Annotated in this window: 20 protein-coding genes and 1 pseudogene; 15 read left to right on the top strand and 6 right to left on the bottom strand. The window is 71.0% G+C overall.

Going from position 1 to position 21,118, the window contains the following annotated elements; genetic code table 11:
- The first annotated feature begins 40 nt into the window (after nucleotides 1-40).
- Genes OV079_RS21845 through OV079_RS21835 form a run of 3 tightly spaced genes read left to right on the top strand, consistent with a single transcriptional unit; the run spans nucleotide 41 to nucleotide 1,693 of the window.
- Complete coding sequence (locus OV079_RS21845; RefSeq protein WP_267770796.1) at nucleotides 41-874, top strand: oxidoreductase; 834 nt, start codon at nucleotides 41-43, stop codon at nucleotides 872-874.
- 17 nt (nucleotides 875-891) lie between these two features.
- Entirely contained in the window at nucleotides 892-1,065 is a 174-nt protein-coding gene (locus OV079_RS21840) for a hypothetical protein (RefSeq protein ID WP_267770795.1), read from the top strand.
- 25 nt (nucleotides 1,066-1,090) lie between these two features.
- The gene (locus OV079_RS21835; protein WP_267770794.1) at nucleotides 1,091-1,693 is read left to right on the top strand and encodes an Rrf2 family transcriptional regulator; all 603 of its coding nucleotides are present in this window, start codon (nucleotides 1,091-1,093) and stop codon (nucleotides 1,691-1,693) included.
- An 81-nt stretch (nucleotides 1,694-1,774) separates the two neighbouring features.
- On the opposite strand, the gene OV079_RS21830 is transcribed toward OV079_RS21835, so the two are convergent.
- Both OV079_RS21830 and OV079_RS21825 read right to left on the bottom strand, forming a co-directional pair.
- Complete coding sequence (locus tag OV079_RS21830) at nucleotides 1,775-2,104, bottom strand: thioredoxin family protein (protein ID WP_267770793.1); 330 nt, start codon at nucleotides 2,102-2,104, stop codon at nucleotides 1,775-1,777.
- Nucleotides 2,061-2,699 carry an RNA polymerase sigma factor gene (locus OV079_RS21825; RefSeq protein WP_267770792.1) on the bottom strand — a complete coding sequence of 213 codons (639 nt, stop codon included), beginning with the start codon at nucleotides 2,697-2,699 and terminating at the stop codon, nucleotides 2,061-2,063. Before OV079_RS21825 ends, OV079_RS21830 begins: the two co-directional genes overlap by 44 nt.
- 519 nt (nucleotides 2,700-3,218) lie before the next feature.
- Between OV079_RS21825 and OV079_RS21820 the strand changes: the two genes are divergently transcribed.
- The 3 genes from OV079_RS21820 (at nucleotide 3,219) to OV079_RS21810 (ending at nucleotide 5,452) form a co-directional block, all read left to right on the top strand.
- Complete coding sequence (locus OV079_RS21820; RefSeq protein ID WP_267770791.1) at nucleotides 3,219-3,527, top strand: hypothetical protein; 309 nt, start codon at nucleotides 3,219-3,221, stop codon at nucleotides 3,525-3,527.
- A 657-nt stretch (nucleotides 3,528-4,184) separates the two neighbouring features.
- Nucleotides 4,185-4,577, top strand: a complete 393-nt coding sequence (locus tag OV079_RS21815; protein WP_267770216.1) for a reverse transcriptase family protein — start codon at nucleotides 4,185-4,187, stop codon at nucleotides 4,575-4,577.
- The gene (locus tag OV079_RS21810) at nucleotides 4,577-5,452 is read left to right on the top strand and encodes a reverse transcriptase domain-containing protein (protein WP_267770215.1); all 876 of its coding nucleotides are present in this window, start codon (nucleotides 4,577-4,579) and stop codon (nucleotides 5,450-5,452) included. Before OV079_RS21815 ends, OV079_RS21810 begins: the two co-directional genes overlap by 1 nt.
- A 185-nt stretch (nucleotides 5,453-5,637) precedes the next feature.
- Here OV079_RS21810 and OV079_RS58315 read toward each other — a convergent pair.
- Nucleotides 5,638-7,197 (bottom strand): annotated as a pseudogene (locus OV079_RS58315) (phytoene desaturase family protein).
- A gap of 58 nt (nucleotides 7,198-7,255) precedes the next feature.
- The gene (locus tag OV079_RS21785; RefSeq protein WP_267770788.1) at nucleotides 7,256-8,611 is read right to left on the bottom strand and encodes an MATE family efflux transporter; all 1,356 of its coding nucleotides are present in this window, start codon (nucleotides 8,609-8,611) and stop codon (nucleotides 7,256-7,258) included.
- 104 nt (nucleotides 8,612-8,715) lie between these two features.
- Here OV079_RS21785 and tsaA point away from each other — a divergent pair, with 104 nt between their 5' ends.
- The 7 genes from tsaA to OV079_RS21750 all read left to right on the top strand — a co-directional run bounded on the left by tsaA (nucleotide 8,716) and on the right by OV079_RS21750 (nucleotide 14,115).
- Nucleotides 8,716-9,258, top strand: coding sequence for a tRNA (N6-threonylcarbamoyladenosine(37)-N6)-methyltransferase TrmO (gene tsaA / locus OV079_RS21780; RefSeq protein WP_267770787.1), 543 nt, complete (start codon nucleotides 8,716-8,718; stop codon nucleotides 9,256-9,258).
- Nucleotides 9,259-9,579: 321 nt separating this feature from the next.
- Nucleotides 9,580-10,041 (top strand): hypothetical protein, encoded by a 462-nt coding sequence (locus tag OV079_RS21775; protein WP_267770786.1) that lies wholly within the window; start codon nucleotides 9,580-9,582, stop codon nucleotides 10,039-10,041.
- Entirely contained in the window at nucleotides 9,969-10,565 is a 597-nt protein-coding gene (locus tag OV079_RS21770; RefSeq protein ID WP_267770785.1) for a hypothetical protein, read from the top strand. The genes OV079_RS21775 and OV079_RS21770 overlap by 73 nt, the downstream gene beginning before the upstream one ends.
- Nucleotides 10,566-10,626: 61 nt before the next feature.
- Nucleotides 10,627-10,995, top strand: a complete 369-nt coding sequence (locus OV079_RS21765; RefSeq protein WP_267770784.1) for a hypothetical protein — start codon at nucleotides 10,627-10,629, stop codon at nucleotides 10,993-10,995.
- Nucleotides 10,996-11,753: 758 nt separating this feature from the next.
- A complete protein-coding gene (locus tag OV079_RS21760) occupies nucleotides 11,754-12,347 on the top strand; it encodes a hypothetical protein (protein WP_267770783.1) in 594 nt (197 codons plus the stop codon).
- Nucleotides 12,275-13,462, top strand: a complete 1,188-nt coding sequence (locus tag OV079_RS21755; protein ID WP_267770782.1) for a hypothetical protein — start codon at nucleotides 12,275-12,277, stop codon at nucleotides 13,460-13,462. Before OV079_RS21760 ends, OV079_RS21755 begins: the two co-directional genes overlap by 73 nt.
- Nucleotides 13,463-13,749: 287 nt before the next feature.
- Nucleotides 13,750-14,115, top strand: coding sequence for an SMI1/KNR4 family protein (locus tag OV079_RS21750; RefSeq protein WP_267770781.1), 366 nt, complete (start codon nucleotides 13,750-13,752; stop codon nucleotides 14,113-14,115).
- Between the two features lie 44 nt (nucleotides 14,116-14,159).
- On the opposite strand, the gene OV079_RS21745 is transcribed toward OV079_RS21750, so the two are convergent.
- Nucleotides 14,160-15,890, bottom strand: coding sequence for a serine/threonine-protein kinase (locus OV079_RS21745; protein ID WP_267778612.1), 1,731 nt, complete (start codon nucleotides 15,888-15,890; stop codon nucleotides 14,160-14,162).
- Nucleotides 15,891-16,542: 652 nt separating this feature from the next.
- Here OV079_RS21745 and OV079_RS21740 point away from each other — a divergent pair.
- Together OV079_RS21740 and OV079_RS21735 are read left to right on the top strand one after the other, a co-directional pair.
- A complete protein-coding gene (locus OV079_RS21740) occupies nucleotides 16,543-17,574 on the top strand; it encodes an alcohol dehydrogenase (RefSeq protein WP_267770780.1) in 1,032 nt (343 codons plus the stop codon).
- 292 nt (nucleotides 17,575-17,866) lie between these two features.
- Nucleotides 17,867-19,567 carry a hypothetical protein gene (locus tag OV079_RS21735; protein ID WP_267770779.1) on the top strand — a complete coding sequence of 567 codons (1,701 nt, stop codon included), beginning with the start codon at nucleotides 17,867-17,869 and terminating at the stop codon, nucleotides 19,565-19,567.
- A gap of 239 nt (nucleotides 19,568-19,806) precedes the next feature.
- On the opposite strand, the gene OV079_RS56140 is transcribed toward OV079_RS21735, so the two are convergent.
- Nucleotides 19,807-21,048 carry a cytochrome P450 gene (locus OV079_RS56140; RefSeq protein WP_420829530.1) on the bottom strand — a complete coding sequence of 414 codons (1,242 nt, stop codon included), beginning with the start codon at nucleotides 21,046-21,048 and terminating at the stop codon, nucleotides 19,807-19,809.
- Between the last annotated feature and the right edge of the window lie 70 nt (nucleotides 21,049-21,118).

The raw sequence follows: 21,118 nt of genomic DNA, 5'->3' as shown, positions 1-21,118 counted from the left end.
GAACTAGTCAGGAATACATATGGACGAACACGTCGATTCCGTGCTGCTCTCTCCCCTGCGGCTCGGCGCCCTGACGCTGCCGAACCGGGTCGTCATGGCGCCGATGACCCGGCTGCGCGCCGACGCCGGGCTGGCGCCGACCGAGCTGGTGGCCGAGTACTACGAGCAGCGGGCAGGAGCCGGGCTCATCATCTCCGAGGCGATCGCGGTGCGGCCGTACGGGGCCGGCTTCCCCGACATCACGGCGATCTTCTCGCCGGCGCAGCAGGCCGGGTGGGCCCGGGTGGTCCGGCGGGTTCACGCGGCGGGCGGGCGGATCGCCGCGCAGCTGTGGGACGTCGGGCTGCCGCGCCCCGAGCGGCCCGACGCGCCGCCGTGGTGGGGGGTCACCGACGAGGTGCGGCCGGCGATGCTGGCGCCCGCCGACATCGCGGCGACGATCGCGGCGTTCGAGCGGGCCGCGCGGGTGGTGAACGACGCGGGCTTCGACATGATCGAGATGCACGCGAGCAGCGGCAACCTGTTCGACCGCTTCCTCCGCTCGGCCACCAACGCCCGCACCGACGAATACGGCGGGTCGCTCGCGGGCCGGCTGCGGCTGCTGCAGGAGCTGCTCGATCGGCTGCAGGCGGTGGTCGGCGCGGGGCGGGTGGGGCTCAAGCTGTCGCCGAGCGCGATGGTCGACGGGGCGCCCGATCCGGCGGCGCGCGACGAGTTCCCGGCGATCTTGCGCGAGCTGTCGGCGCGCGAGCTGGCCTACGTCCACGTGACGCGCACGACCGCCGACGACCGCGGGCGCGGCAGCGGTCCGGGGCTGTCGTTCGCGAGCTGCGCCCGCACTACCGCGGCACGCTGCTCGGCGCCGGCGACCTGACGCAGGCCGAGGCGGAGGTGCTGCTGAAGGAGGGGCAGATCGACGGCGCGGTGTTCGGGCGGCTGTTCATCGCCAACCCCGATCTGCCGGCCCGCTTCGCCGCGCGTGCGGCGCTGAACCCTCCCGATCGGGCGACGTTCTACACGCCGGGCGCGGCCGGCTTCACCGACTATCCGCGCCTACCGGGCTGAGGGTCCGCGTGGTACACCTCGCGGCATGGTGGACGTGCGGTTCGCCTCCGCGCTGCAGCTGATGCTGATGCTGGCGCTCGCCGAGCGCGAGGGCGCGGGGTTGCTGTCGTCGTCGGAGCTGGCCGGCGGGCTCGTCACCAACCCGTCGCTGATCCGCAAGCTGCTCGCCTCGCTGGCGGCGGCGGGCCTCATCGTCACGACCATGGGGGTCAAGGGCGGCTCGCGCCTGCAACGCCCGGCCCGCGAGATCACCCTGCGCGACGTCTACCTCGCGGTGCTCGGCGAGCGCGGCCTGTTCGCCGGCCGCTCCGACCTCCCGCACCGCTGCGTGGTCACCTCCAACATGGAGGTGATGTTCGAGGAGCTGTCGCACGAGCTCGAGGCGGCGACGCTGAAGGTGCTGGCGGGGCGCACCCTGGCCGGCGAGCTCGACGAGCTCGAGCGGCGCGGCGGGCCGTGCTCGCACCACAAGAAGAAGGGCGCGAAGGCCAAGGCGGCCGCGCGCGCGCCGGGCGTGAGCCGGGAGCGCGCGACGCTTCGGCGCTCGCGACCGCGGTGCTCGGCCTCGAAGACAGCTCGACGGGCGCCTGATGGCGTTAGCGACATGCTCCAACGTACATGTCCATGAAAACATGTTCATGGGGGCATGTCTCATAGGCAAGCGATCACGGCGCCGCTCGACCTGCGAGCGGCGGCGGGCGGGCCGGACTCAGGGGCGCAGGAGCGCCTCGATGCGCGCGCGCGGCTGGTTGCCGACGAGCTGGCCGATCGGCTTGCCGTCGCGGAAGGCGACCAGGGTCGGGATGCTGCGCACGCCGAACTGCTCGGCGAGGGCGTGGCTGGCGTCGACGTCGACGTCGAACACCGACAGGTCGCTGCGGTCGCGGGCGATGGCGTCGAGGGTCGGCTGGAGGGCGCGGCAGGGCGGGCACCAGGCGCCGGAGAACTTGACGAGGACGAGGGGCGAGGCCGCGAGGTCGGCGGCGAACGAGGCGTCATCGGTGCGGCGCGGGCGCGAAGAACTGGGCGAGGTCGTCATCGGGGAGCGTTCCTTTCGTGGGACTCGCCGATGCAGTGCGCCGCGGGGCGGGGAGTGTGTCACGCGCTTCGAGGGCGGCGCGCAGGACCTTGCGGGCGCGCTTGAGGCGGCTGCGGACGGCGTCGTGCGTGAGCGAGAAGCGCTCGGCGATCTCGACGCTGCTGCAGCCCTCGGCGGCGAGCAGGAAGGCCAGGCGATCGGTGCGCGACAGGGTCATGAGCGCGTCGCCGAGGGTCGCGCCGAGCTCGCGCCGCTCTGCGACCTCGGCCGGGTCGTCGCAGGTGCAGGGGACGTCGGCGACGTCGGCGGTCCGCGTGGCCTTGCGGTTGAGGCGCCAGCAGGTGCGGGTCACCAGGGTCGACAGCCACGCCAGCGGCGAGCCCTCGCCGCGATAGCCGGTCATCGCCGCGCCGGCCGCGAGCAGGGCCTGCTGCACGGCGTCCTCGGCGTCCTCGGGCAGGTCGCAGCGCCGCCGCGCGACCGCGAGCAGGCGCTCGCCGTAGGCCCGCGCGAGGTGGTCGAGCGCGCGCAGGTCGCCGCTCTGCATCAACGCGAGCAGCGTCTCGACGGGCGGGGCAGGCCGGGAGGTGGGCATGTCGCGGGGGTGCAGGCTGCGAGGCGAAGTGTGTCACGAAAAATGCGGCGCGCCCACGGCGCGGCGCGGGATGGCCGCGGGGGCGGTCGCGCGGACGGATGCGGGGCTGTCGCGCGGTCGCGCCGGGCTGCGGCCAGCCGAGATCGGGTGAGACCTGCGGTGAGAGCCGCAGGGCGGTCCGCGGTCGCTGCCCGGGCGGCCAGCGGTGCCGGTGACATGTCCCTGCGGACAGGTACCTCGGCGCGCTCGAGTCACCGTGATCGTCAGGGTCGGCGGCCGCGTTCGCGGTCGGGCGAGATGCGATCCCGCTGCGGCAGGGCCTGCAGGACGGCGGGCCACGACTCCACGGACTCGAGCGGAGCGCCGTCGACGCGGCGCAGCACGTCGCCGTGCTGACGCGAGCGTGGTAATGGCGCCGGCCATGACCACCGCGACTCCGCCACGTCCCGCGGACGTCCCCGCCTCGGCCACCTACGCCGGTGACTCCGAGCTTTCCCGTGGCTCGGCCTGCGCTTCGACGTGTCGGGCACGTACGGCTTCGACTGCGTCCGCAACGCGCTGGCCGGCGCGAGCGACGAGCGCTACGTCGGCCTGTCCGCCGACGGCTCCGGCAACATGCACCTGCTCGACACGACCACCGGCCGCGTCCTCGGCTACGAGCACGAGGAGGGTCGGTTCGACCCGCGGCGCGGCTTCGACGACCTCGACGCGTTCGCGTTCGCCATGACGCGCGTCGAGGCGGCGGCCGCCAAGCGCATCCCGGCGAAGAAGCTGGCCGACCTGTTCAAGGCCCTGGGCTTGCCCGGAGGGATCGCCGAGCTCGGCTGACCGCGCAGGCAGAGCGGCCCGGGGAGCGCCCGGGCCGGGCGGGCGCCGCGAGGCGGGCTCACATATGCACGAAGGGGCATGTGTGCGCCAAGGAAGCCTGGCGAAGGAGGAAGCAAGGAAGCAGAAACCTTTGAGAGTGACCCTGTGCGAGGGGACCTGCCCTCGTCCGGCAAGGCCGAGTCCCGGCCGGAACCGAGTGTTGCGCGGGATCCGGAGACGGAAACGCGAAGCGTACACAGGGAGCACGTGGGCCGTGGAATCAGCCTCGAAAGGTTCTGAAAGTCGAGGAGGCCGACGCTCTACATGCGGCGGAAGGCAACATCCTCGGGCTGAAGGCTCGGTCGTTCCCGAGGACTCCTCCGGGGTCGTGGAACACGGCACGTGTGCAAGGGGGTCACCCAGGAACTTGGGAGGCCCTGCTGTCTCCACGGACAGGTGGTACATGCGACGCGAGGGCGAACCGAAGCGCGCGTGGAAGGGCAGCAGGGAGTCGGAGCGCCTCGTAGTACCGAGGAGGCCGGGGAACTCGACCCGCGAGGACCCGGCGGAGGGAAGGGGGCGCCTTGTCAGAGAACCGAGGAGGGAAAGATGTCGGGAACACCGAAACCCACCAACATCTCAACGAAACAAGATCGGATAGCGAAGCTTGCGCAGCAGATGCCCGGGACGGCGCTGAGGACGCTGGCGCACCACATCGACATCGAGTGGCTGACGGAGGCCCATCGGATGACGCGCAAGGATGCGGCACCCGGGGTCGACGGCGTGACCGCGGAGGCGTACGAGCGCGACCTCGAGGGAAACCTCGAGCGCCTGCTCGGGTCCGCGAAGACGGGGCTGTACAGGGCCCCGCCGGTGCGGCGCGTGGAGATCCCGAAGGGCGACGGCAAGACGCGGCCGCTCGGGATCCCGACGCACGAGGACAAGGTCCTGCAGCGCGCGGTGGCGATGGTGCTGGAGCCGCTCTACGAGACGGAGTTCTACGACTTCTCGTACGGCTTCCGTCCGGGCGCTCCGCGCATCAAGCGTTGGAGGCGTTGTGGCGGGGCCTGATGAACAAGCGGATCGGTTGGGTGCTGGACGTCGACGTCCAGAGCTTCTTCGACACGCTCGATCATCAGGTCTGCCGGGACTTGCTGAGCAAGAGGGTGAGCGACGGGGTGATCGTACGCCTCGTCGGCAAGTGGCTGAACGCGGGTGTGCTCGAGGGCGGCGTCGTGAGACGGTCCGAGGCGGGCACGCCGCAAGGGGGCGTGATCTCGCCGCTGCTGGCGAACATCTACCTGCATGAAGTGCTCGACCGATGGTGGGTCGAAGACGTGCTGCCGCGCATGCGTGGCGAGGCGTTCCTCATCCGCTACGCCGATGACTTCGTCATCTGCTTCGAGCACGAGGACGACGCGAGGAGAGTGCAGGCCGTGCTGCCGAAGCGATTCGAGCAGTACAACCTGCGCCTGCATCCGGAGAAGACTCGCTTGCTGCGATTCGAGCGCCCTCGCGGCGACGAAGCGCCGAGAAGCGGACCGGGTCAGTCGCGCTCGTTCGACTTCTTGGGCTTCACCCACACGTGGGCGAAGACGCTAAGAGGCGGGTGGGCCGTGCTGCGCAGTACGATGCGGTCGCGCTTCACGCGGGCGGTGCGAGCGATCACCGACTGGTGTCGCCAGCATCTCCACGCACCCGTGGCCTATCAGGCGAAGATACTCGCGGCGAAGCTCCGCGGACACGACCAGTACTACGGGATCACGGGCAACTTCCGTGCTCTTCGCAGGCTGCGATACTGGGTCGAGCTCGCCTGGTGGAAGAGTCTGAGGCGACGCTCGCAACGGAGACTCTCCGCGGCGCGCTTCTCCAAGACCATCCTGGCCAGGTTCCCACTCCCACTGCCACGCGTCGTGCACTCCGTGTACCGCTCAGCGAACCTCTGACAAGAAGAGCCGGATGCGGGAAATCTGCACGTCCGGATCCGTGGGGGGAGGACCGCGAGGAGACCTATCCGAGCGACCAGAGCGCTCGGCAAGACTCGGTGAACCTCGCGGCCCTCTCTACCCGACCCTGGTGGACATGCCTCTTCGCACATGACCTCTCGGGCATGCCCGTGAGGACAGGCGCCTCAGCCGAGGCCGAGGTCCTTGAGCGCGGCCATGGCGGCGTTGTGGCCGCCGCAGCCGATCACGCCGCCGCCCGGGTGGGTGCCGGCGGACGCGGCGTAGAGGCCGGCGATCGGCTGGCGGTAGGGCACGCGCTGGTCGAAGCCGTAGGTGTTGTCGACGTGGAGGATGTGGCCGCGGGTGATGCCGAAGTGCTGCTCGATCTTCTTGGGGTGGAGGACGAAGGTGTCGACCACCAGGTCGCTGGTGCCGGGGGCGAAGCGGTCGCAGATCGACAGCAGGTGCTTGACGTAGCGGCTCTCCTCCTGCTCCCAGGTGGTGCCGGCCAGCTCGTAGGGCACCCACGACACGAACAGGGCCGAGTTGTGGTGGCCGTCCTTGTCGCGCATGGTCGGGTCGACGGTGGTGTGGATGTACCAGTCGATGACCGGGAGGTCGGGCAGCTGGCCGGCCTGGACCGCGCGGAAGGCCTCGCCGAAGCTGCGGATCACGACCTCCTCGTCGGGCAGGAGGTGGATCGTCGGGCCGTACTGGCCGCGGTCGACCGGCAGGCAGGTGAACTGCGGCAGGCCCTTGAGCGCGAGGTTGACCTTGAGCGAGGTGCCGTCGCGGCGCATCGAGTCGAGGCGGGTGTTGTAGTCGGCCGGGAAGTTGTCGCGGCCGGCCATGTCGCGCATGCGGAACGGGTCGGCGCCGACGAGGACGACGCGCGCGCAGCTCCTCGCCCTTGTGGGTGAGGACGCCGACGGCGGTGCCGTTCTCGACCAGGATCTGCTTGACCCCGTTGCTGGTGTCGATGACCGCGCCGGCGGCCCGCGCGGCGGCGGCGAACTTCTGCGAGACGGTGCCCATGCCGCCCTCGACCAGCATCCACGTGCCGCCGGCGCCGGGCAGGCGGCACATGTTGTGGACGAGGAAGTTCATGCCGGTCCCGGGCGTGTCCCAGGTGCCGTAGACGCCGGTGAAGCCGTCGGTCGAGGCGTACATCGCCCGGATGAGGTCGCTCTTGAACGGGAAGCGGTCGATGTACTCGCCGACGGGCTTTTTGCACAGGTCGACGAAGACCTGGCGCAGCGAGCTGCGGACGTAGCGCTCGGCGGTGTCCTCGAGCGACAGCGGCTCGTGGAACCACGACGGCGCGAGGTCGTCGCGCAGCTGGGCGAGCTCGGCCTGCATGGCCTGGTCGGCGTGCCAGTCGGCCTCCGACGAGAAGGCGGCGTACTGGCGCCGGGTCTCCTCGGCGTCGCTGCCGAGCAGCAAGTAGCGGCCGTCGGTGGTGGGCAGGAAGTAGTGCGGGTCGCGGCGCCGCAGCGGCAGGTCGACGCCGGTGATCTGCAGCAGCTCGGGCTGCATGAGCCCGAGCAGGTAGGCGCCGGTCGAGATCGCCAGGTCGGGGCGCGCGCGAACGGCTTCTCGGTGCGGACGGCGCCGCCGACGACGTCCTTCTCCTCGAGCACCCGCACCTTCAGGCCGCGTTTGGCGAGCAACAGCGCGGCCACCAGGCCGTTGTGGCCGGCGCCGACGACGATCACGTCCGTGTCCGTTTTCATGGGCCGCACCATACTCAATGCTCGCCGCCCGCGCGACCTTCGGCGCGGGCGGCTTGCTGACGCTGCGGCACTAACGCTGTTCGACCGAGATCTTGCCGGCCGTGGCGGGACCCCGGGCGGCGATCCACGCGAGCAGCGCGCTCGCCACCAGGGCGAGGCCGACGGTCAGGCCCCACCACAGACCGGTGATGCCGTGGCCGCGCTCGAACGCCAGCCAATACGCCACCGGCAGGGCGATCGCGTAGTAGCCGACGAAGTTGACCAGCGCGGCGTTGCGGGTGCGGCCCATGGCGCGCAAGACCCCGAAGCCGACCACCTGGATGCCGTCGAACACCTGGAAGGCGGCGGTGACGGGGATGCTGACGATCGCGAGCGCGTAGACCTCGGGGTCGGCGTCGAACAGCGCCGGCAGCTGGTGGCGCAGCCCGTACATCAGGGCGGCCGAGGCGAGCATCACACCTGCCCCGAGAGACAGGGCGACCCACGCCGCCCGCTCGGCCTCCCGCGGCCGCTCCGAGCCGAGCAGGTTGCCGACGCGGGTGACCGCGGCCATGGCGATCCCGACCGGCAGCATGAAGCTGAGCGAGGCGATGTTGAGGACGATCGTGTAGGCCGCGAGCGGGGCGTCGCCGAGCCAGCCGGCGAACAGCATCGCCGCCTGGAAGGCCCACAGCTCGAGGCCGAGCTGGAAGCCGATGCCGACGCCGACGCCGGCGATCGCGGCCAGCGCGGCGCGGTCGAGCGCCGCCCGCGACCACGGGACCCACGCGCCGATGTGCAGGCCCTGGCGGAAGATGATCCACGCCAGCGCGACGGTCATGAGCAGGCGCACCACGCCGGTCGAGATGCCGGCGCCCACGGCCCCGAGCGCGGGCAGGCCGAGAGCGCCGAAGATCAGGACGTAGTTGAGGCCGACGTTGACGACGTTGGCGCCGATCATGACGAGCAGCGCCGGGCCGGTGATCCCGCGGCCCTGCAGGTACGAGCGCATCGCCACGTAGACGAACACCGCCGACGCGCCGGGCAGTTGCGCGAGCAGGTAGTCGTGGGCCTGCTCGGCGAGGTGCGGGGCCTGGCCGAGCAGCACCAGCGCGGGGCCGGCGAGGGTCCACAGCAGCATCACCGGGACGCTGACGAGCAACGCGAGCACGACGCCGCGCTGCAGCGTCAGGCCGAGGGCGCGGCCGTCGCCGGCGCCGTGGGCCTGGGCGATGAACGGGTCGCAGCCGAGGACCACGCCCATGCCCACGGTCATGATCGCAAAGCCCCACAGGTTGCCGAGCGCGGCGGCGTCGAGCGCCTCGCGACCGACGCGCCCGAGCATCAACATGTCGACGATGCCGAGCAGCATGTTGCCGAGCTGGGTCAGCGCCAGCGGCACGGCGAGCACGGCGAGCCGCCGCAACTCTGCGAGGATCTCGCGCATAAAAAGGTCTCTTAGCGCAGGCACGGCCGAGCCCGCCAGAGCGCGACCGCGTGCTCCTGCGCACGCGCGGGCGCGAAACCGCCGATCTGGGCTAGGCTCGCCGCGTGCGCCGCAGCATCCCCGAGCAGGACCACACGACCGGACGCGACGAGCGCCCGAGCTTCTCGTTTACGCCGATCGGAGTGGTGCGCTCGCCGTACACCGAGCGGTTCGGCACCCCGCGGCAGCCGACGATCACGACCCAGGTCAAGGAGGACCGCGCGCTGCCGGGGCGCATCGAGCTGCTGCCCGAGTTCGCCGGCGGGCTCGCCGACCTGGCCGAGTTCGAGCGGATCTGGTGCGTGTTCGTGTTCCACCTCAATCAGGGATATGGCCTGAAGGTCAGGTCGCCCCGCGACCCGGGGCGCAGCGTCGGCCTGTTCTCGACCCGCGCGCCGCACCGGCCGTGCCCGATCGGCCTGTCGTGCCTGCGCGTGACGGCGGTCGAGGCGAGCCAGATCCACGTGCTCGGGCTCGACATCCTCGACGGCACCCCGGTGCTCGACATCAAGCCGTACGTGCCCTACGCCGACGCGTTCCCCGAGGCCCGCGCCGGCTGGCTCGAGGGCCGCGTGCAGGACGAGCCCGACGCGTTCCGCCCGCGCTGAGCGGCGGCGGCGGCGGCGGCTCGCGGGCGGGGCCCGAGCATGCTCGAGAGGGCATGTCGTTTCAGAAATGTCCATACGGTCATGTTTGAAGGGGCATGTCCGGGCGGGCATGCCCGTTCGGGTATGTGGCGGGGGCGCCGGTCCGGCCGGCGCCACGGCCGAGCTCGCTCGGCGTCGACGGTTGACGCCCGTCACAATTGGCAGGGCTGCGGCGCTTCGGTTCGGGGCCTGCGGCCCGCAGGCGTCGTGCCGCGGCCGCACCCGGCGGGGCTTTTCGCGTCTGCGCGAAGTCGTCTATCCTCGGCGCCGGAGTTCAACCACATGCACAAGCACACAGTCAGTGTCTCCGCCGGCGCGTTCGCGCTGGCGCTGCTGCTGCCGGCGGCCGGACGGGCCGACCTGCCCCCCGGTCCGCCGCCGGTCACCGCGGCCGCGACGCCGGTCGCCACCGCGTCGGCGTCGGCCAACATCAAGGTCTCCGACGAGGAGGCGCTGAACGACGACATCCTCGCGGTCATCGACCTGCCGCTCGCCGCCGCCGACGCGCGCTCGGCCGGCGTGCCGGAGGCCGACCTGAAGGAGGCGCTCACGGTCACGCAGGAGGTCGGGCTCGGCGCCGGCGAGGCCAGCGACCTCGTCGCCGAGGAGGCCGACGCGACCGCCAAGCGCGGCAAGGCCCACGCGGGCTTCGGCAGTGGGTCCGCGTCCAGGTGGCGAGCGGCCTGCGCGGGCCGAAGCTGGCGGCCAAGCTCAAGGACCGCAAGGAGGACGCCAAGGAGCTGACGCCCGAGGAGGCCGACAAGCTCAAGACCAAGCTCGACGCGCTGTCCGAGCAGTACCGTGCGCGGCGCGAGAAGCTGATGGAGAAGCGCCAGGAGCTGGTGGCCAAGGGCCAGAAGAAGGTCCTGGTGGCCAAGGAGCGCCACGAGAAGCGCCAGGAGAAGCTGGCGTCGTCGTCGGCGGCGGTCACCGAGAAGAGCGGGCAGGTCGAGCTGCGGCTGCGCGAGATCGACAGCAAGCTGGCGACCGCGACCGGCGAGGAGAAGACCCGGCTCGAGATCGAGAAGAAGCGCCTCGAGGCGCTCGGGCAGCGGCTCGACAAGGCCGCGGAGAAGCTCGACAAGGCCGAGGACAAGCTCGAGAAGAAGGAAGAGAAGGCCGAGGACAAGCTCGACAAGAAGGTCGAGAAGCTCGACAAGCGCGAGGAGAAGCTCGAGCAGCGTCAGGACAAGAAAGAGGCCAAGATCGAGGCCAAGGCCGAGAAGGCCGAGGCGAAGAAGGACAAGGCCGCCCCCGCGCCGCAGTGAAGAAAGGAGCCACCGTCATGCACAATCCAAGCATTCATTCCTCCGTGCCGGTCGCTTCGCCGTGCTGCTGGGCGCGCTCGCGCTCGCGCTGCCCGCCTGCGGCGGCGACGGCAAGAAGACCGAGGTCGCCAAGACGACCAAGGTCGAGACCAAGACCACCACCGTGACCAAGACCGAGACGCCGAAGCCCGAGGTGAAGACCGAGGAGCCGGCGCCGAAGCCGGAAGAGGCGCCGAAGCCCGACCCGGGCTCGGAGAAGGTCCAGATCGCCGCCACGGTCGCCAAGGAGATCGCGGCCGACCCCGAGCACGCCGACGACGTGCTCGCCAAGCACGGCCTCGACCGCTCCAAGCTCGAGGCGATGATGTTCGAAATCGCGGCCGACCCGGCGCTGACCGAGGCGTACATGGCCGCGCGCAAGACCGCCTGACGCCCGCTCGGCGTCAGGGACCTGGGGCCGGGCGACTCGTCCAGCGAGTCGTCCGGCCCTGTCGCATTGCGACATCGTGCCAGTGGGCCCGACACCTGGCCAATGATGCCAGGAGGTCGTGACACGACGATTTGAAGGCGCGCCGCGGTCCGCCGGGATCGCACGCGCGGGCGCGACGTCGGCCGCGACGGCCTGCGTGGCGTCCGCCGCTCCGGGCGAGCGCCGCGACCGGCCCGGCGAGGCGCCCGTGGCCCCGCCGCTCTGCGCTGGATCACGGTCGCGGTGCGCGGCCGGCGACCGCGGACGAACGACGACGCCGGGCCGCATTCGATCGTGCCACCGCGGACGGCCGCGCCGGCGCGGGCAAGCGAGCAAGCGTCGCCGGTCCGGCGCGTGATCCGCCCCACCCGCCGGCAAATCCGGCGCCGGGACGCGGCCCACCATGTTCGGTGGCCGCGTCGGAGTGCGCGGAGAAAGAGGAGCGCGAGCGGGCCAATGATCGGACCACCACGAACGCGGCGACGCCGTGCGCCGCCCACCGTCGGATCGGCGCTTCGCCGGCTCGACGCGCGGTCCAGCCTGCACCCTCGCGGCATTCGGCCCTGAATGCCCCGCGCCGCTCCGACGCGGCCATTCATCACACCTCGATTCGCGTGCTCGCTTAGCCTGTCGCCCATTCGTCGAGTCGTAGCAGCGCCGCCGGCGGCCCATTCGCCCGCCGCCGCGGGGCCGTCGTTTCGCAACCAGGAGTGAATGTCATGAGTGCGACCCACAGGCGCGGAGGCGTCGTCGATCCCCGGCTGCTCCGCACGCTCGCGCCGCTGTGCCTCGCGCTGGCCTGCTCCGGGGTCGACGTCCACGACGTCGACGAGCACGGCGGCAGCGACGACGAGACCGGCGCGCTGCCGCTGCCGAGCGCCACGATCGAGGCGCCGTACCTGGTCGGCGACCTGGCGTGCAGCGAGCCGTCGCAGGTCGGCGCGGTCGAGCGCGAGCTGGAGCCGCACGAGGAGGAGACCGAGCTGCCGGTGCCGGCCGGGCTGCCGGAGCTGCTGGCGGAGATCCGCGCCCGCGGCGGGCGGCCGGCGCTCCACTTCGACACGCGCGCGGCGGGCCGCCTCCTCAACGTGCGCGTGCCGGTCCGCGGGGCCCAGATCCACCGCATCGCCGACGGCGTCAGCGAGGTCGCGCTCGACCTCGGCGCGCTGACCGTGCGCCTGACCCACGCGCCCGGGAGCGGCGGCGGCGAGCCGGAGCTGGTGCTGCCGACGACCTTGCCTTGGACCAGGTGGTCGTGCTCAAGACCTACAGCCGCGAGCCGACGGCGGGCGGGCTCGGCGGGGCGGCGCTGACGATGGTGTCGGTGTTCGACCGCCGCGACGAGGCCGCGGGTCCGGTGGCGACGCTGGCGATCGACGACCAGGTGCCGCAGGCGCGCGAGGCCGACTGCGACGCGCTGGCCTACGAGCTGGCCTCGGAGGTGCCGCCGGTGGCGGTCAGCTTCCCGCCGCTGTCGAGCTGCACGGTCGACGAGTGCGCCAAGACCCGCGCCGCCTGGCTGCGCGCCAACCACGACCTGTTCCGCGTGCGGCAGATGCTCGACTTCGTCGCCTCGAGCCCGCCGGAGCAGCGCGCGTTCCTGTGGGCGGCGCAGGGCGGGTCGGAGAGCGGCGAGCGGCTGATGAGCTACGAGAGCGACGACGTCGGGCCCAACACCGCGCTCGAGTTCTACTTCGGGCCCTACGCGGAGTACCGCCTGCAGGCGATCCGGATCGCCTACGCGCGGCTGTGGAAGATCTTCCACGACCACGAGGTCGGCGGGCTGCAGCTCGACATCGAGTGCACGCCCGACGGCCCCGGCGACATCTGCAACACCACGCGGCCGGGCGGTCACCACGCGGTCAAGAGCAACATGAAGCTGTGCGACAAGGCCTACTCGACGCCGAGCCAGGCGTTCGACGTGCCGCGGCTGGTGCTCCACGAATCGATGCACCACATGTTCGTGCCGTGGCAGAACACCACGCCGCGGCTGTCGCCGATCATGGACACGCACACCCACGGCCACGGGGCGCTGTGCGCCGGCCAGCTGGTCACCGACAAGGGCTACGGGCTGAAGAAGATCAAGCACTTCGCCTCGTACGAGAACGACCGCGAGGACGATTGCTGGCACAACAACTTCGCGTTCCGCAACAACGACACGTACGCCTACGCGGCCGCGACCATCGGTACGTACATTCGCTTCGGCTACCTGGCCCGCTGGCCGCTCGAGCACCCGCCGGAAGAGCAGGAGGAGGGGTACTTGCCGGATCCGGACTGCGGCACGCCCGGGGTCAACACGCCGCCGCCCGGCTTCAGCGATCCGCTCAGCAAGTGCTACAAGTCGAACGGCGAGCTGGTCTGCCCCGGCGCCCACGGCGGACTGCTGCCGGGCGACCTCGACATCGCGGTGATCTGTCCGCCGCTGTGACAGCGATGCGAGCGCCGGGCCGACGCGCGCCGGGTCGTCTGCGACGACTGCGAGATCGCCCGTGACTCGTCCGCGATCCACGGCGAGCTGCGGGTCGGCCGCGAGGGAGCCTCCAAGGCGCGCTTCGCCTCGATGTTCCGTCAGCTCACCCGCGCGCGACGGGTATGATGCCGCGAACAGGAGGACGACGTTCGATGGACATTGAGCTCGCTGATGCGGTTGCAGCGCTGAAGGACATCTTCACCCGACGAGGCATCCCGACGAGGTTCGGCAGGGCGGCTCCTGCGATGATCGACGAGCTTCGCCGTGAGCTCAGGATCCCGTCGCGCTACCGGGGGTTCTTGCAGGAGTCCGATCCCGTCGACGTCGAGACCGTGACCCCGGCCGAACGTGTGCGGCTCTTCCCCGCCGCCCGGCTCGCCGCGGAGCAGCCTGGCGGGCAGGCGGGTTGGCAGAACGACTGGGTCGTCATCGCGCGGAGCACAGTCCACAGCGACCTGTACTTCCTCGACATCTCGAAGCTCGACGCCGAGGGCGACTGCCCCGTCTTCCGCGTCACGACGGGCGCCGCCTCCTACAGGCCGGAGGCGTGCGCGTCGAGCTTCGAGCAGTTCATCCGCGGCCTGGCGAAGAGCATGGAGGCGGCCGCCTAGGTTCGGCGGCCTGCGAGACCCGGCCGCCGAGGCGGCGGCGCGGGCTAGCCCTCGGCCTGGGCCTCGAAGCGGCCGATCACCCGCCCGAGGTCCTCGCGCAGGCAGGCGATGCAGTCCTTCGCGGTGAACCACTCGCGGCAGCCGTTCTTCGGCGTCTTGGCGACCATCTGCAGGCCCGGCAGCGCCCGCAGGTCGCCGGCCTCCTCGAGCTTGAGCAGGACCTTGCGCTTGTCCTCGCAGCGCGACAGCTTCTCGAGCCACGCGAGGTTGCGGACGTACTCGGGGATGGCGGCCTTGTCGGCCTCGCTGGCCTTCGTGATCGCCTCGGCCGCCTTCTTGCGCGCCTTGTTGCCGCTGCCCGTGAGCAGCGTCTGGGCGGCGTCGGCGAAGGCCGCCGGGATCTCGGTGACGTCGGCGGGCGGCGGCGCAGCGGGCTCGGGCTTCGGCTCGGGCTTCGGCTCGGCCTTGGCTTCGGGCTTCGTCTCGGTCTTGGCCTCGCCCTTGTTCGGCTTGCCCTTGCCCGGCTTGCTCGGCTCGGGCTCGGGCGTCGGGGCGGCGGCGACGGCCGGCTCCGGGACGGGCTCGCTGTGGCGGCCGCACTGATACACCAGCACGAGCACCAGCAGCGCCAGGCCCAGGGCGCCGTAGCGGAACAGCTGCGGCCGCTGGATCGCCAGCGCGCGCAGGCGCAGCCCCAGCGGCGCCGGCCCCGGCGGGCCCGCGATCAGGGTGCCGCCCGGAGTGGAGAACTCGGGCCGCGGCCCGGCGCTCGACCAGCCGGCGGAGGTCGGCGCGTGCGACATGCTGATCGGCGCGCCCGAGACGCGCAGCTCGGGGGCGGTGCTGAGCAGCGGATCGCCGCTGAAGGCGATCCGGCGCAGCTCGTCGCGCACCAGGGCGACGACGCCGGGGCGCACGGCGGGGTCGGCGGCGATGAGCTGGGCTGTCAGATCGGACAGGGCCTCGGGGACCTGTCCCGGGAGCATGTCGCGCAGCGGGGTGGCGGCGCCGGCGAGCTGACGGGCGAACAGCCCGGTCAGGCTGTCGGACATCCACAGCCGCTGGCCGGTGGCGCACTCCCAGAGGATCACGCCGAGCGCGTAGATGTCGACGCGGTGGTCGATGGTCTGGCCGACCGCCTGCTCGGGCGCCATGTAGCCCGGGGTGCCGATGATCGCGCCCATGCGCGTGATGGGCTGGCTGGCGTCGACGACCGCGCCGTCACCTGTCTCTCCGGACAGGCGGGCGATGCCGAAGTCGACGACGCGGGCGTGGAACGAGCCGTCGTCGCGCTGCTCGAGCAGGATGTTGTCGGGCTTGAGGTCGCGGTGGATGATGCCGGCGGCGTGGCAGGTGGCCAGGGCGTCGGCGATCTGACCGCCGAGCTCGGCGACTTGACGCCACGGCAGCGGGCCGCGCTCGAGCCGGCGGGCCAGGCTCTCGCCGCGCACCAGCTGGATCACCAGGTACGCGCCGCCGTCGGGCAGGTGGCCGTAGTCCATCGCGCTGGCCACGTGCGGGTGATCGATCTGCGCCGTCGCCAGCGCCTCGCGGGCGAACCGCGCCTCGGCCTGCCCGTCACCGGCGAACTCGGCCCGGATCGTCTTCAGCGCCACCAGCTTGCGCAGCTTGAGGTGTTCGGCGACAAACACGGCCCCCATGCCGCCCTCGCCCAGGACCTCGACGATCCGGTAGCGCTCCTCGATCAGCCGCCCGAGCCACAGCTCGGACAGCTCGCCTCCGGGGCTCGGCGTGGCGCTCGGCTCGGTGTTCACCAAGACGCGGCCTCCGGGTCAGGGGGGACATGGCGCGCGGAGTATACCTGGGACCGTCGTTTCAGGGGCTAGAGCGCGGCCACGCAATGACGCTGAGGCCGCTTGCCGTCCGTTTCCGACCGGCCCGCGGGCGAGGAACGTGCGTCGATCTCGGCGAACCCCACGCGGGCGAGCTTGAGCCCGTCCTGTCGCCGCGGACAGGCCTTCGTCTTCGGACACCGGCGCGGCGAGCGATGGTCTGCAGCGGTCATGAGGCTTCGGGCCGGTTCCGCGAAGGCTCCTTCGGGGCCGGTGCGGGTCGTGCGCGGGCCGGTGGCCTCCCGCTGCAGCGCTGCCGGGCTCGTGCGTTCGGGTGTTTGCTCATGTCCACGCGCGAGCCTCGGGATGGGATCGGGCAGGCTCGACAGTTCGAGCGAGTGCTCATCCTCGTTCGGTCGGGGCTCGCGGCGAGCGCGGCGAGAGCGGCGCGTGGGACGGCCCCTTCCTCGTGCTTCGGGGTGTCCTGGAGGCGCCTGCGAGGGAGGTTGCGGGCGATCTCCATGGTTTTCCCTCGAAGTCGCGGTTCGGCCGCATGAGGCCGGCGGTCTCTTCGATCCGAAGGCCCGCGCCCGGCTTGGTAGCGTGCGACGATCGGGGCCACAGAGGAGACGCCATGAGCAAGATGATCGCGGTGCAGGTCTCGCGGGGCGGAGGCCCCTTCGAAATCGTCGAACGTCCGCTGCCGACGCCCGGAGCGGGGCAGGTGCGGCTGCGCGTGGAGGCGTGCGGCGTGTGTCACTCCGACGCGCTGGTCAAGGAGGGCCACTGGCAGGGGCTCCCGTACCCGCGCGTGCCGGGACACGAGGTCGTCGGCACGGTCGAGGCGGTGGGGCCCGGCGTGGAAGGTTGGGCCGTCGGCGACCGGGCGGGCGTCGGCTGGCACGGCGGGCAGTGCTACAGCTGTCATCCCTGCCGCAAGGGGGACTTCGCGATGTGCACGACGTCGCGGGTCACCGGCATCACGCACGACGGCGGCTATGCCAGCCACATGATCGCGCCGGCGGAGAGCATGGCGCGGCTGCCGAAGGACGTCGACGCCGCCGAGGCGGGGCCGCTGCTGTGCGCGGGGCTGACGGTGTTCAACGCGCTGCGCCACACCGCAGCGCGGGCCGGCGACGTGGTGGCGATCCAGGGCATCGGCGGGCTCGGGCACCTCGGGGTGCAGTTCGCGGCCAAGATGGGTTTCGAAACCGTGGCGGTGTCGCGGGGGGCGGACAAGCGGGCGTTCGCCACGCAGCTCGGGGCGCACGCGTACATCGACACGAACGACGGTGACCTCGGCGAGCAACTGCAGGCGCTCGGCGGGGCGAAGGTCGCGCTGGCGACGGCGCCGAGCGGCGCGGCGATCGCCTCGCTGATCCCGGGGCTCGGGATCGACGGGCAGCTGATGATCGCGGCCGCGCCGCACGACGCGATCACGATCGGGGCGATGCCGCTGATCATGGGCCGCCGGTCGATCAGGGGCTGGTACAGCGGGGTCGCCACCGACTCCGAGGAGACGGTCGCGTTCGCAGCCCAGGCGGGCGTCAAGCCGATGATCGAGACCTTCAAGCTCGAGCAGGCCGAAGAGGCCTATCAGCGGATGATCACGAACAAGGCGAGGTTCCGCGCCGTGTTGACGATGGGGCATCTGCACGGCGCCTGAGCGCTCGGTGCGTCCGGAGCGCGGCCGCTCGCCGGCGGCCGCGCGTTCTCGGATGCGTCGAGAGTCGCTCTACAGCTCGACGACGGCGCGCCTGCGCATCCATCCGACCCGTGGCAATGCATTGTGAGGCAGAGGAGACGCAGCGTCCTGTCATCGCGGTCGCTGCAGTTTGCACACTTGCGGGCAGTGTGATGATTGTGCTCGTGCCGATCGGCAAAGCCGGCGTGTCTTACGCGACGGCGGCTGTATCGAGTGTGTCGTCTCCGGGTCAGGATCATTCTGATGATGATCAGTGACTTCCATTACAGGTGTTTCACACATCGATCGACCGGACGCGCTCGCCGCTGGGTTTCCCGCGATTTCTGTTGACAGCGAGTGGAACTCCGACTCTACGATGGCCGCCATGACAGTGCACGCGCGCTACAGCGACCTGATTAGAACGATCCCGTCCGAGGGAATTCAGATGCGCGACGCCCCCGTGGTGGTGACGCCGGATGAGGAGGCGCTCGCATTCGAGATCGCGGATTGGTCGATTCGCCTGACCGACGGTCTTCGCGCGTGCTTGGCGAGCCTGTCGAGGGTGAAGATCTCGTGGCATCTTGCGCCTGGTTCGGCCCTGGCGCGCGCGCTGGAAGCCGACGCGTGGATCCGGTCGAACTATCTCGACCAGGGCTACAGCTTCGGCTTTCTGGACGAGCTCTTCAGTGGAGACATGGCCTATTTCGACATCGGGTCGATGATCCTCCAGAACCGGGCACCCGACGCTGGATACAAGAGTGCGTTGAAATCCTGCGAGATCGATGGGCAGCCAGTCGACGTCAGCGCGTTCTACCCCTTCGAGTACCATTGGGGCCTGGTCGCCTTGCTCCGCGAGGATGCTTCGGGCGCCTTGAGCGACCGGGTATGGCTCCTTCAGCAAGAGCAAGACCCGTGGATCGTCGACATGAACCTGACACTCGCGCAGTACGTCGAGCTCGCCTACCGGGCACGGGGCTTCCACCACTGGCAGCTCGCCTACCTGAACCGCAACGACCCGACGTTTGCGCGGATGAAGTTCGCGTTGCCGAAGATGTTCCCGACCGCGAGCTTCGGGGAGTCCATTTCGAATCGAGTCCATGATCGATATGGGCCGCGATCCATGCGTCGAGGACGCCGGATCTGCGAGTTTGCGATGAATCGCGACGGAAGACCCGCCGGCACGGCGGCGGATCCCCATGCGGATGGTGCGAGCCTCAGCCGCCCTTGGGGTGATAGACGATCTGGTCCCAGACGAGCTCGCCGGTGGCAGCGTCGATGGTGCCGCCGTGGGAAGCTGCTGCATGTCGACCGCGTCGATGATGCCATCGACGCAGGTATAGGTGCCCTGCAGGCCGAAGTCCGAGAGTTGATGATCGAAGGTGTCGGCCGTGAAGGTGAGCTGCCAGGGGCACATCTCGACGCCGTTGGGCCCTTGCCGCACTCGAGCTCCTCGTCGCTGAGGAAGACCCTGCCGACCAGGAAGGCGCAATCCTCGTCGACGGGCGCTCCCGTCGTGCTCGAGGATTCATCGGTGTCGGTGCCCGGATCGGTGCTGGTGGCGGCGGTGGGGTCGGTGGTGCCGGTGGTGCTGGTCGGGTCGGTGGTGCCGGTCGGAGCGGTGGTGCCGGTCGGAGCGGTGGTGCTGGTGCTGGTCGAGTCGGTCGAGTCGGTCGTCGCGGCCGACTCGGTCGAGTCGGTCGAGTCGGTCGTCGCAGTCGAGTCGGTCGTCGCGGTCGAGTCGGTGGCGCTGCCGCTCTCCTGCGGGGAGCAGGCCGAGGAGGCGGCGCAAATCAGGGCGAAGCCAGTGAAGAGTCGCATGCGCGGAGCCTACGAGAGGCCCCTGGTCCCGTCGAGCGCGGGGTGTCCGCGAGCCCGGAGGAGAGGGGATCGCGGCATCGCCGTTCGCTGCAAGGCGCGCACGCTGGAGCTACGGCGGCCACATCCGTTCCGGTCCATCGAGCCACCGAGCAAGTGACGCGCGGGAGACTGGCCGCCGGGCGCACGCGAGGCTTCGCGCGACCGCTCGAGCTGCGCGCGCCCGCTCGGCGGTCCAGGCCCGGGCGAGCCGCGTCACGCGTGCGCGCCGCTGCATGCCCGACCGGGGCCGTGAGGCCGAGGTCCTGGTCACCGCGGACGAGGCGTGGGTGCGGACCGACGCGATCGAGATCGATCGCGCCGGTGTCGATCTCGAGAAGGAAGCGCTCGCCCGACGCTTCACCGGGCCGTCTCGGTCCAGGTGACCGGCAGTTCGTGGACGCCGTAGATCTGCATGTTCGTCCTGAGTCTCACCTCGCCGGCAGGAATGGCGAGCTCGAGGGTCGGGAAGCGACGCAGCAGCCCCGCCAGGCCGGCGCGCATTTCGATGCGGGCCAATTGCTGGCCGAGGCATTGGTGGCAGCCGTGGCCGAAGGCCAGGTGGCCGCGGGCGTTGCGGTGGATGTTCAGGGCGTCGGGGTCGTCGAAGCGCCGGGGATCGCGGTTGGCGGCCAACAGCGAGACGACGACGGTCGAGCCCTCGCGGATCGTCTCGCCGCCGAGTTCGAGGTCCTCCGTGGCATAGCGGTAGAGGATGTCGACGACGGACAGGTAGCGCATGAGCTCCTCGACGGCGCCGGGCAGCAGCTCCGGGTCGGCGCGCAGTTCGGCCAGCTGCTCGGGGTGCTCCAGGAGCGCGAAGGTACCCAGGGCCAGCATGTTGGCGGTGGTCTCGTGGCCCGCGAGCAGCAGCAAGAAGGCGCAGCCGGTCAGCTCTTCGATGGTGAGTTCGTCGTGGCGCGCCAGATCGGACAGGATGTCCTCGCCGGGCGCGGCGCGCTTGCGCGTGACCAGTTCGGAGAGGTACGTGGTCAGTGCGCCGTAGGCGGCCATCTTCTCGTCGAGCTGCACGTCCTTGAGCAAGAACCTGGCGGTGTTGACCTGAAAGTTGTCGCGGTCCGCGTAGGGGACACCCAGCAGTTCGCAGATCACCAGCGAGGGCACCGGCAGCGCGAATTCCTGGACCAGGTCGACCGGCGGGGTGAGGCCAGCCAGATGGTCCAATTGACGCTCGGCGATGGTGACGATGTGCTCTTCGAGCGTCCTCATGCGCTTGACGGTGAAGGCGCCGGTGAGCATCCGCCGCAGCCGCGTGTGGTCCGGCGGGTCCATGGCGATGAACAGGCCCGGCACCTGCGGGGACGGTTCGGTCGGGGCGGGCATGCCGGGGGTCTCGTACGGCACGTGGAGAACACCGAGGTCCTGGCGGGAGCTGAAGCGGGTGTCGGCCATGAGCTGACGGACCGCGTCGTAGCCGGTGACGAGCCAGCCCTCGTGGCCGTCGGGGAAGATCATGGGACTGACAGGGCGAGCTCCGCGGAGCCGAGTGATGGCGCGCGGTGGGTCGAACGGACCCGCATCGCGCTCCATGGGCAGGCCGTGCGGGATGGGAACCAGGTCGGTCGATGAGGTATCGCTCATGACGTCCTGTGTGCGCGTTGACCTCGGGTCAAGGTCAAGCGGCGATCGGCGGGCGATGCGAAGCTCCTCC

This window comes from Nannocystis pusilla (assembly GCF_026626665.1).
Lineage (GTDB): Bacteria > Myxococcota_A > Polyangia > Nannocystales > Nannocystaceae > Nannocystis > Nannocystis pusilla.
Note: the sequence above shows the minus strand (reverse complement) of the source record. Positions and strands in the feature narration are given on the sequence as shown.

Bases quoted from the DNA above. Each gene is read 5' to 3' on its own strand.
- OV079_RS21815 (WP_267770216.1), top strand. From the start codon at position 4,185: ATGCCCGGGACGGCGCTGAGGACGCTGGCGCACCACATCGACATCGAG.
- OV079_RS21740 (WP_267770780.1), top strand. From the start codon at position 16,543: ATGAGCAAGATGATCGCGGTGCAGGTCTCGCGGGGCGGAGGCCCCTTC.
- OV079_RS56140 (WP_420829530.1), bottom strand. From the start codon at position 21,048: ATGAGCGATACCTCATCGACCGACCTGGTTCCCATCCCGCACGGCCTG.
- OV079_RS21760 (WP_267770783.1), top strand. From the start codon at position 11,754: ATGAGTGCGACCCACAGGCGCGGAGGCGTCGTCGATCCCCGGCTGCTC.
- OV079_RS21810 (WP_267770215.1), top strand. From the start codon at position 4,577: ATGAACAAGCGGATCGGTTGGGTGCTGGACGTCGACGTCCAGAGCTTC.
- OV079_RS21825 (WP_267770792.1), bottom strand. From the start codon at position 2,699: ATGCCCACCTCCCGGCCTGCCCCGCCCGTCGAGACGCTGCTCGCGTTG.
- OV079_RS21835 (WP_267770794.1), top strand. From the start codon at position 1,091: ATGGTGGACGTGCGGTTCGCCTCCGCGCTGCAGCTGATGCTGATGCTG.
- OV079_RS21830 (WP_267770793.1), bottom strand. From the start codon at position 2,104: ATGACGACCTCGCCCAGTTCTTCGCGCCCGCGCCGCACCGATGACGCC.
- OV079_RS21775 (WP_267770786.1), top strand. From the start codon at position 9,580: ATGCACAAGCACACAGTCAGTGTCTCCGCCGGCGCGTTCGCGCTGGCG.
- OV079_RS21785 (WP_267770788.1), bottom strand. From the start codon at position 8,611: ATGCGCGAGATCCTCGCAGAGTTGCGGCGGCTCGCCGTGCTCGCCGTG.
- OV079_RS21750 (WP_267770781.1), top strand. From the start codon at position 13,750: ATGATCGACGAGCTTCGCCGTGAGCTCAGGATCCCGTCGCGCTACCGG.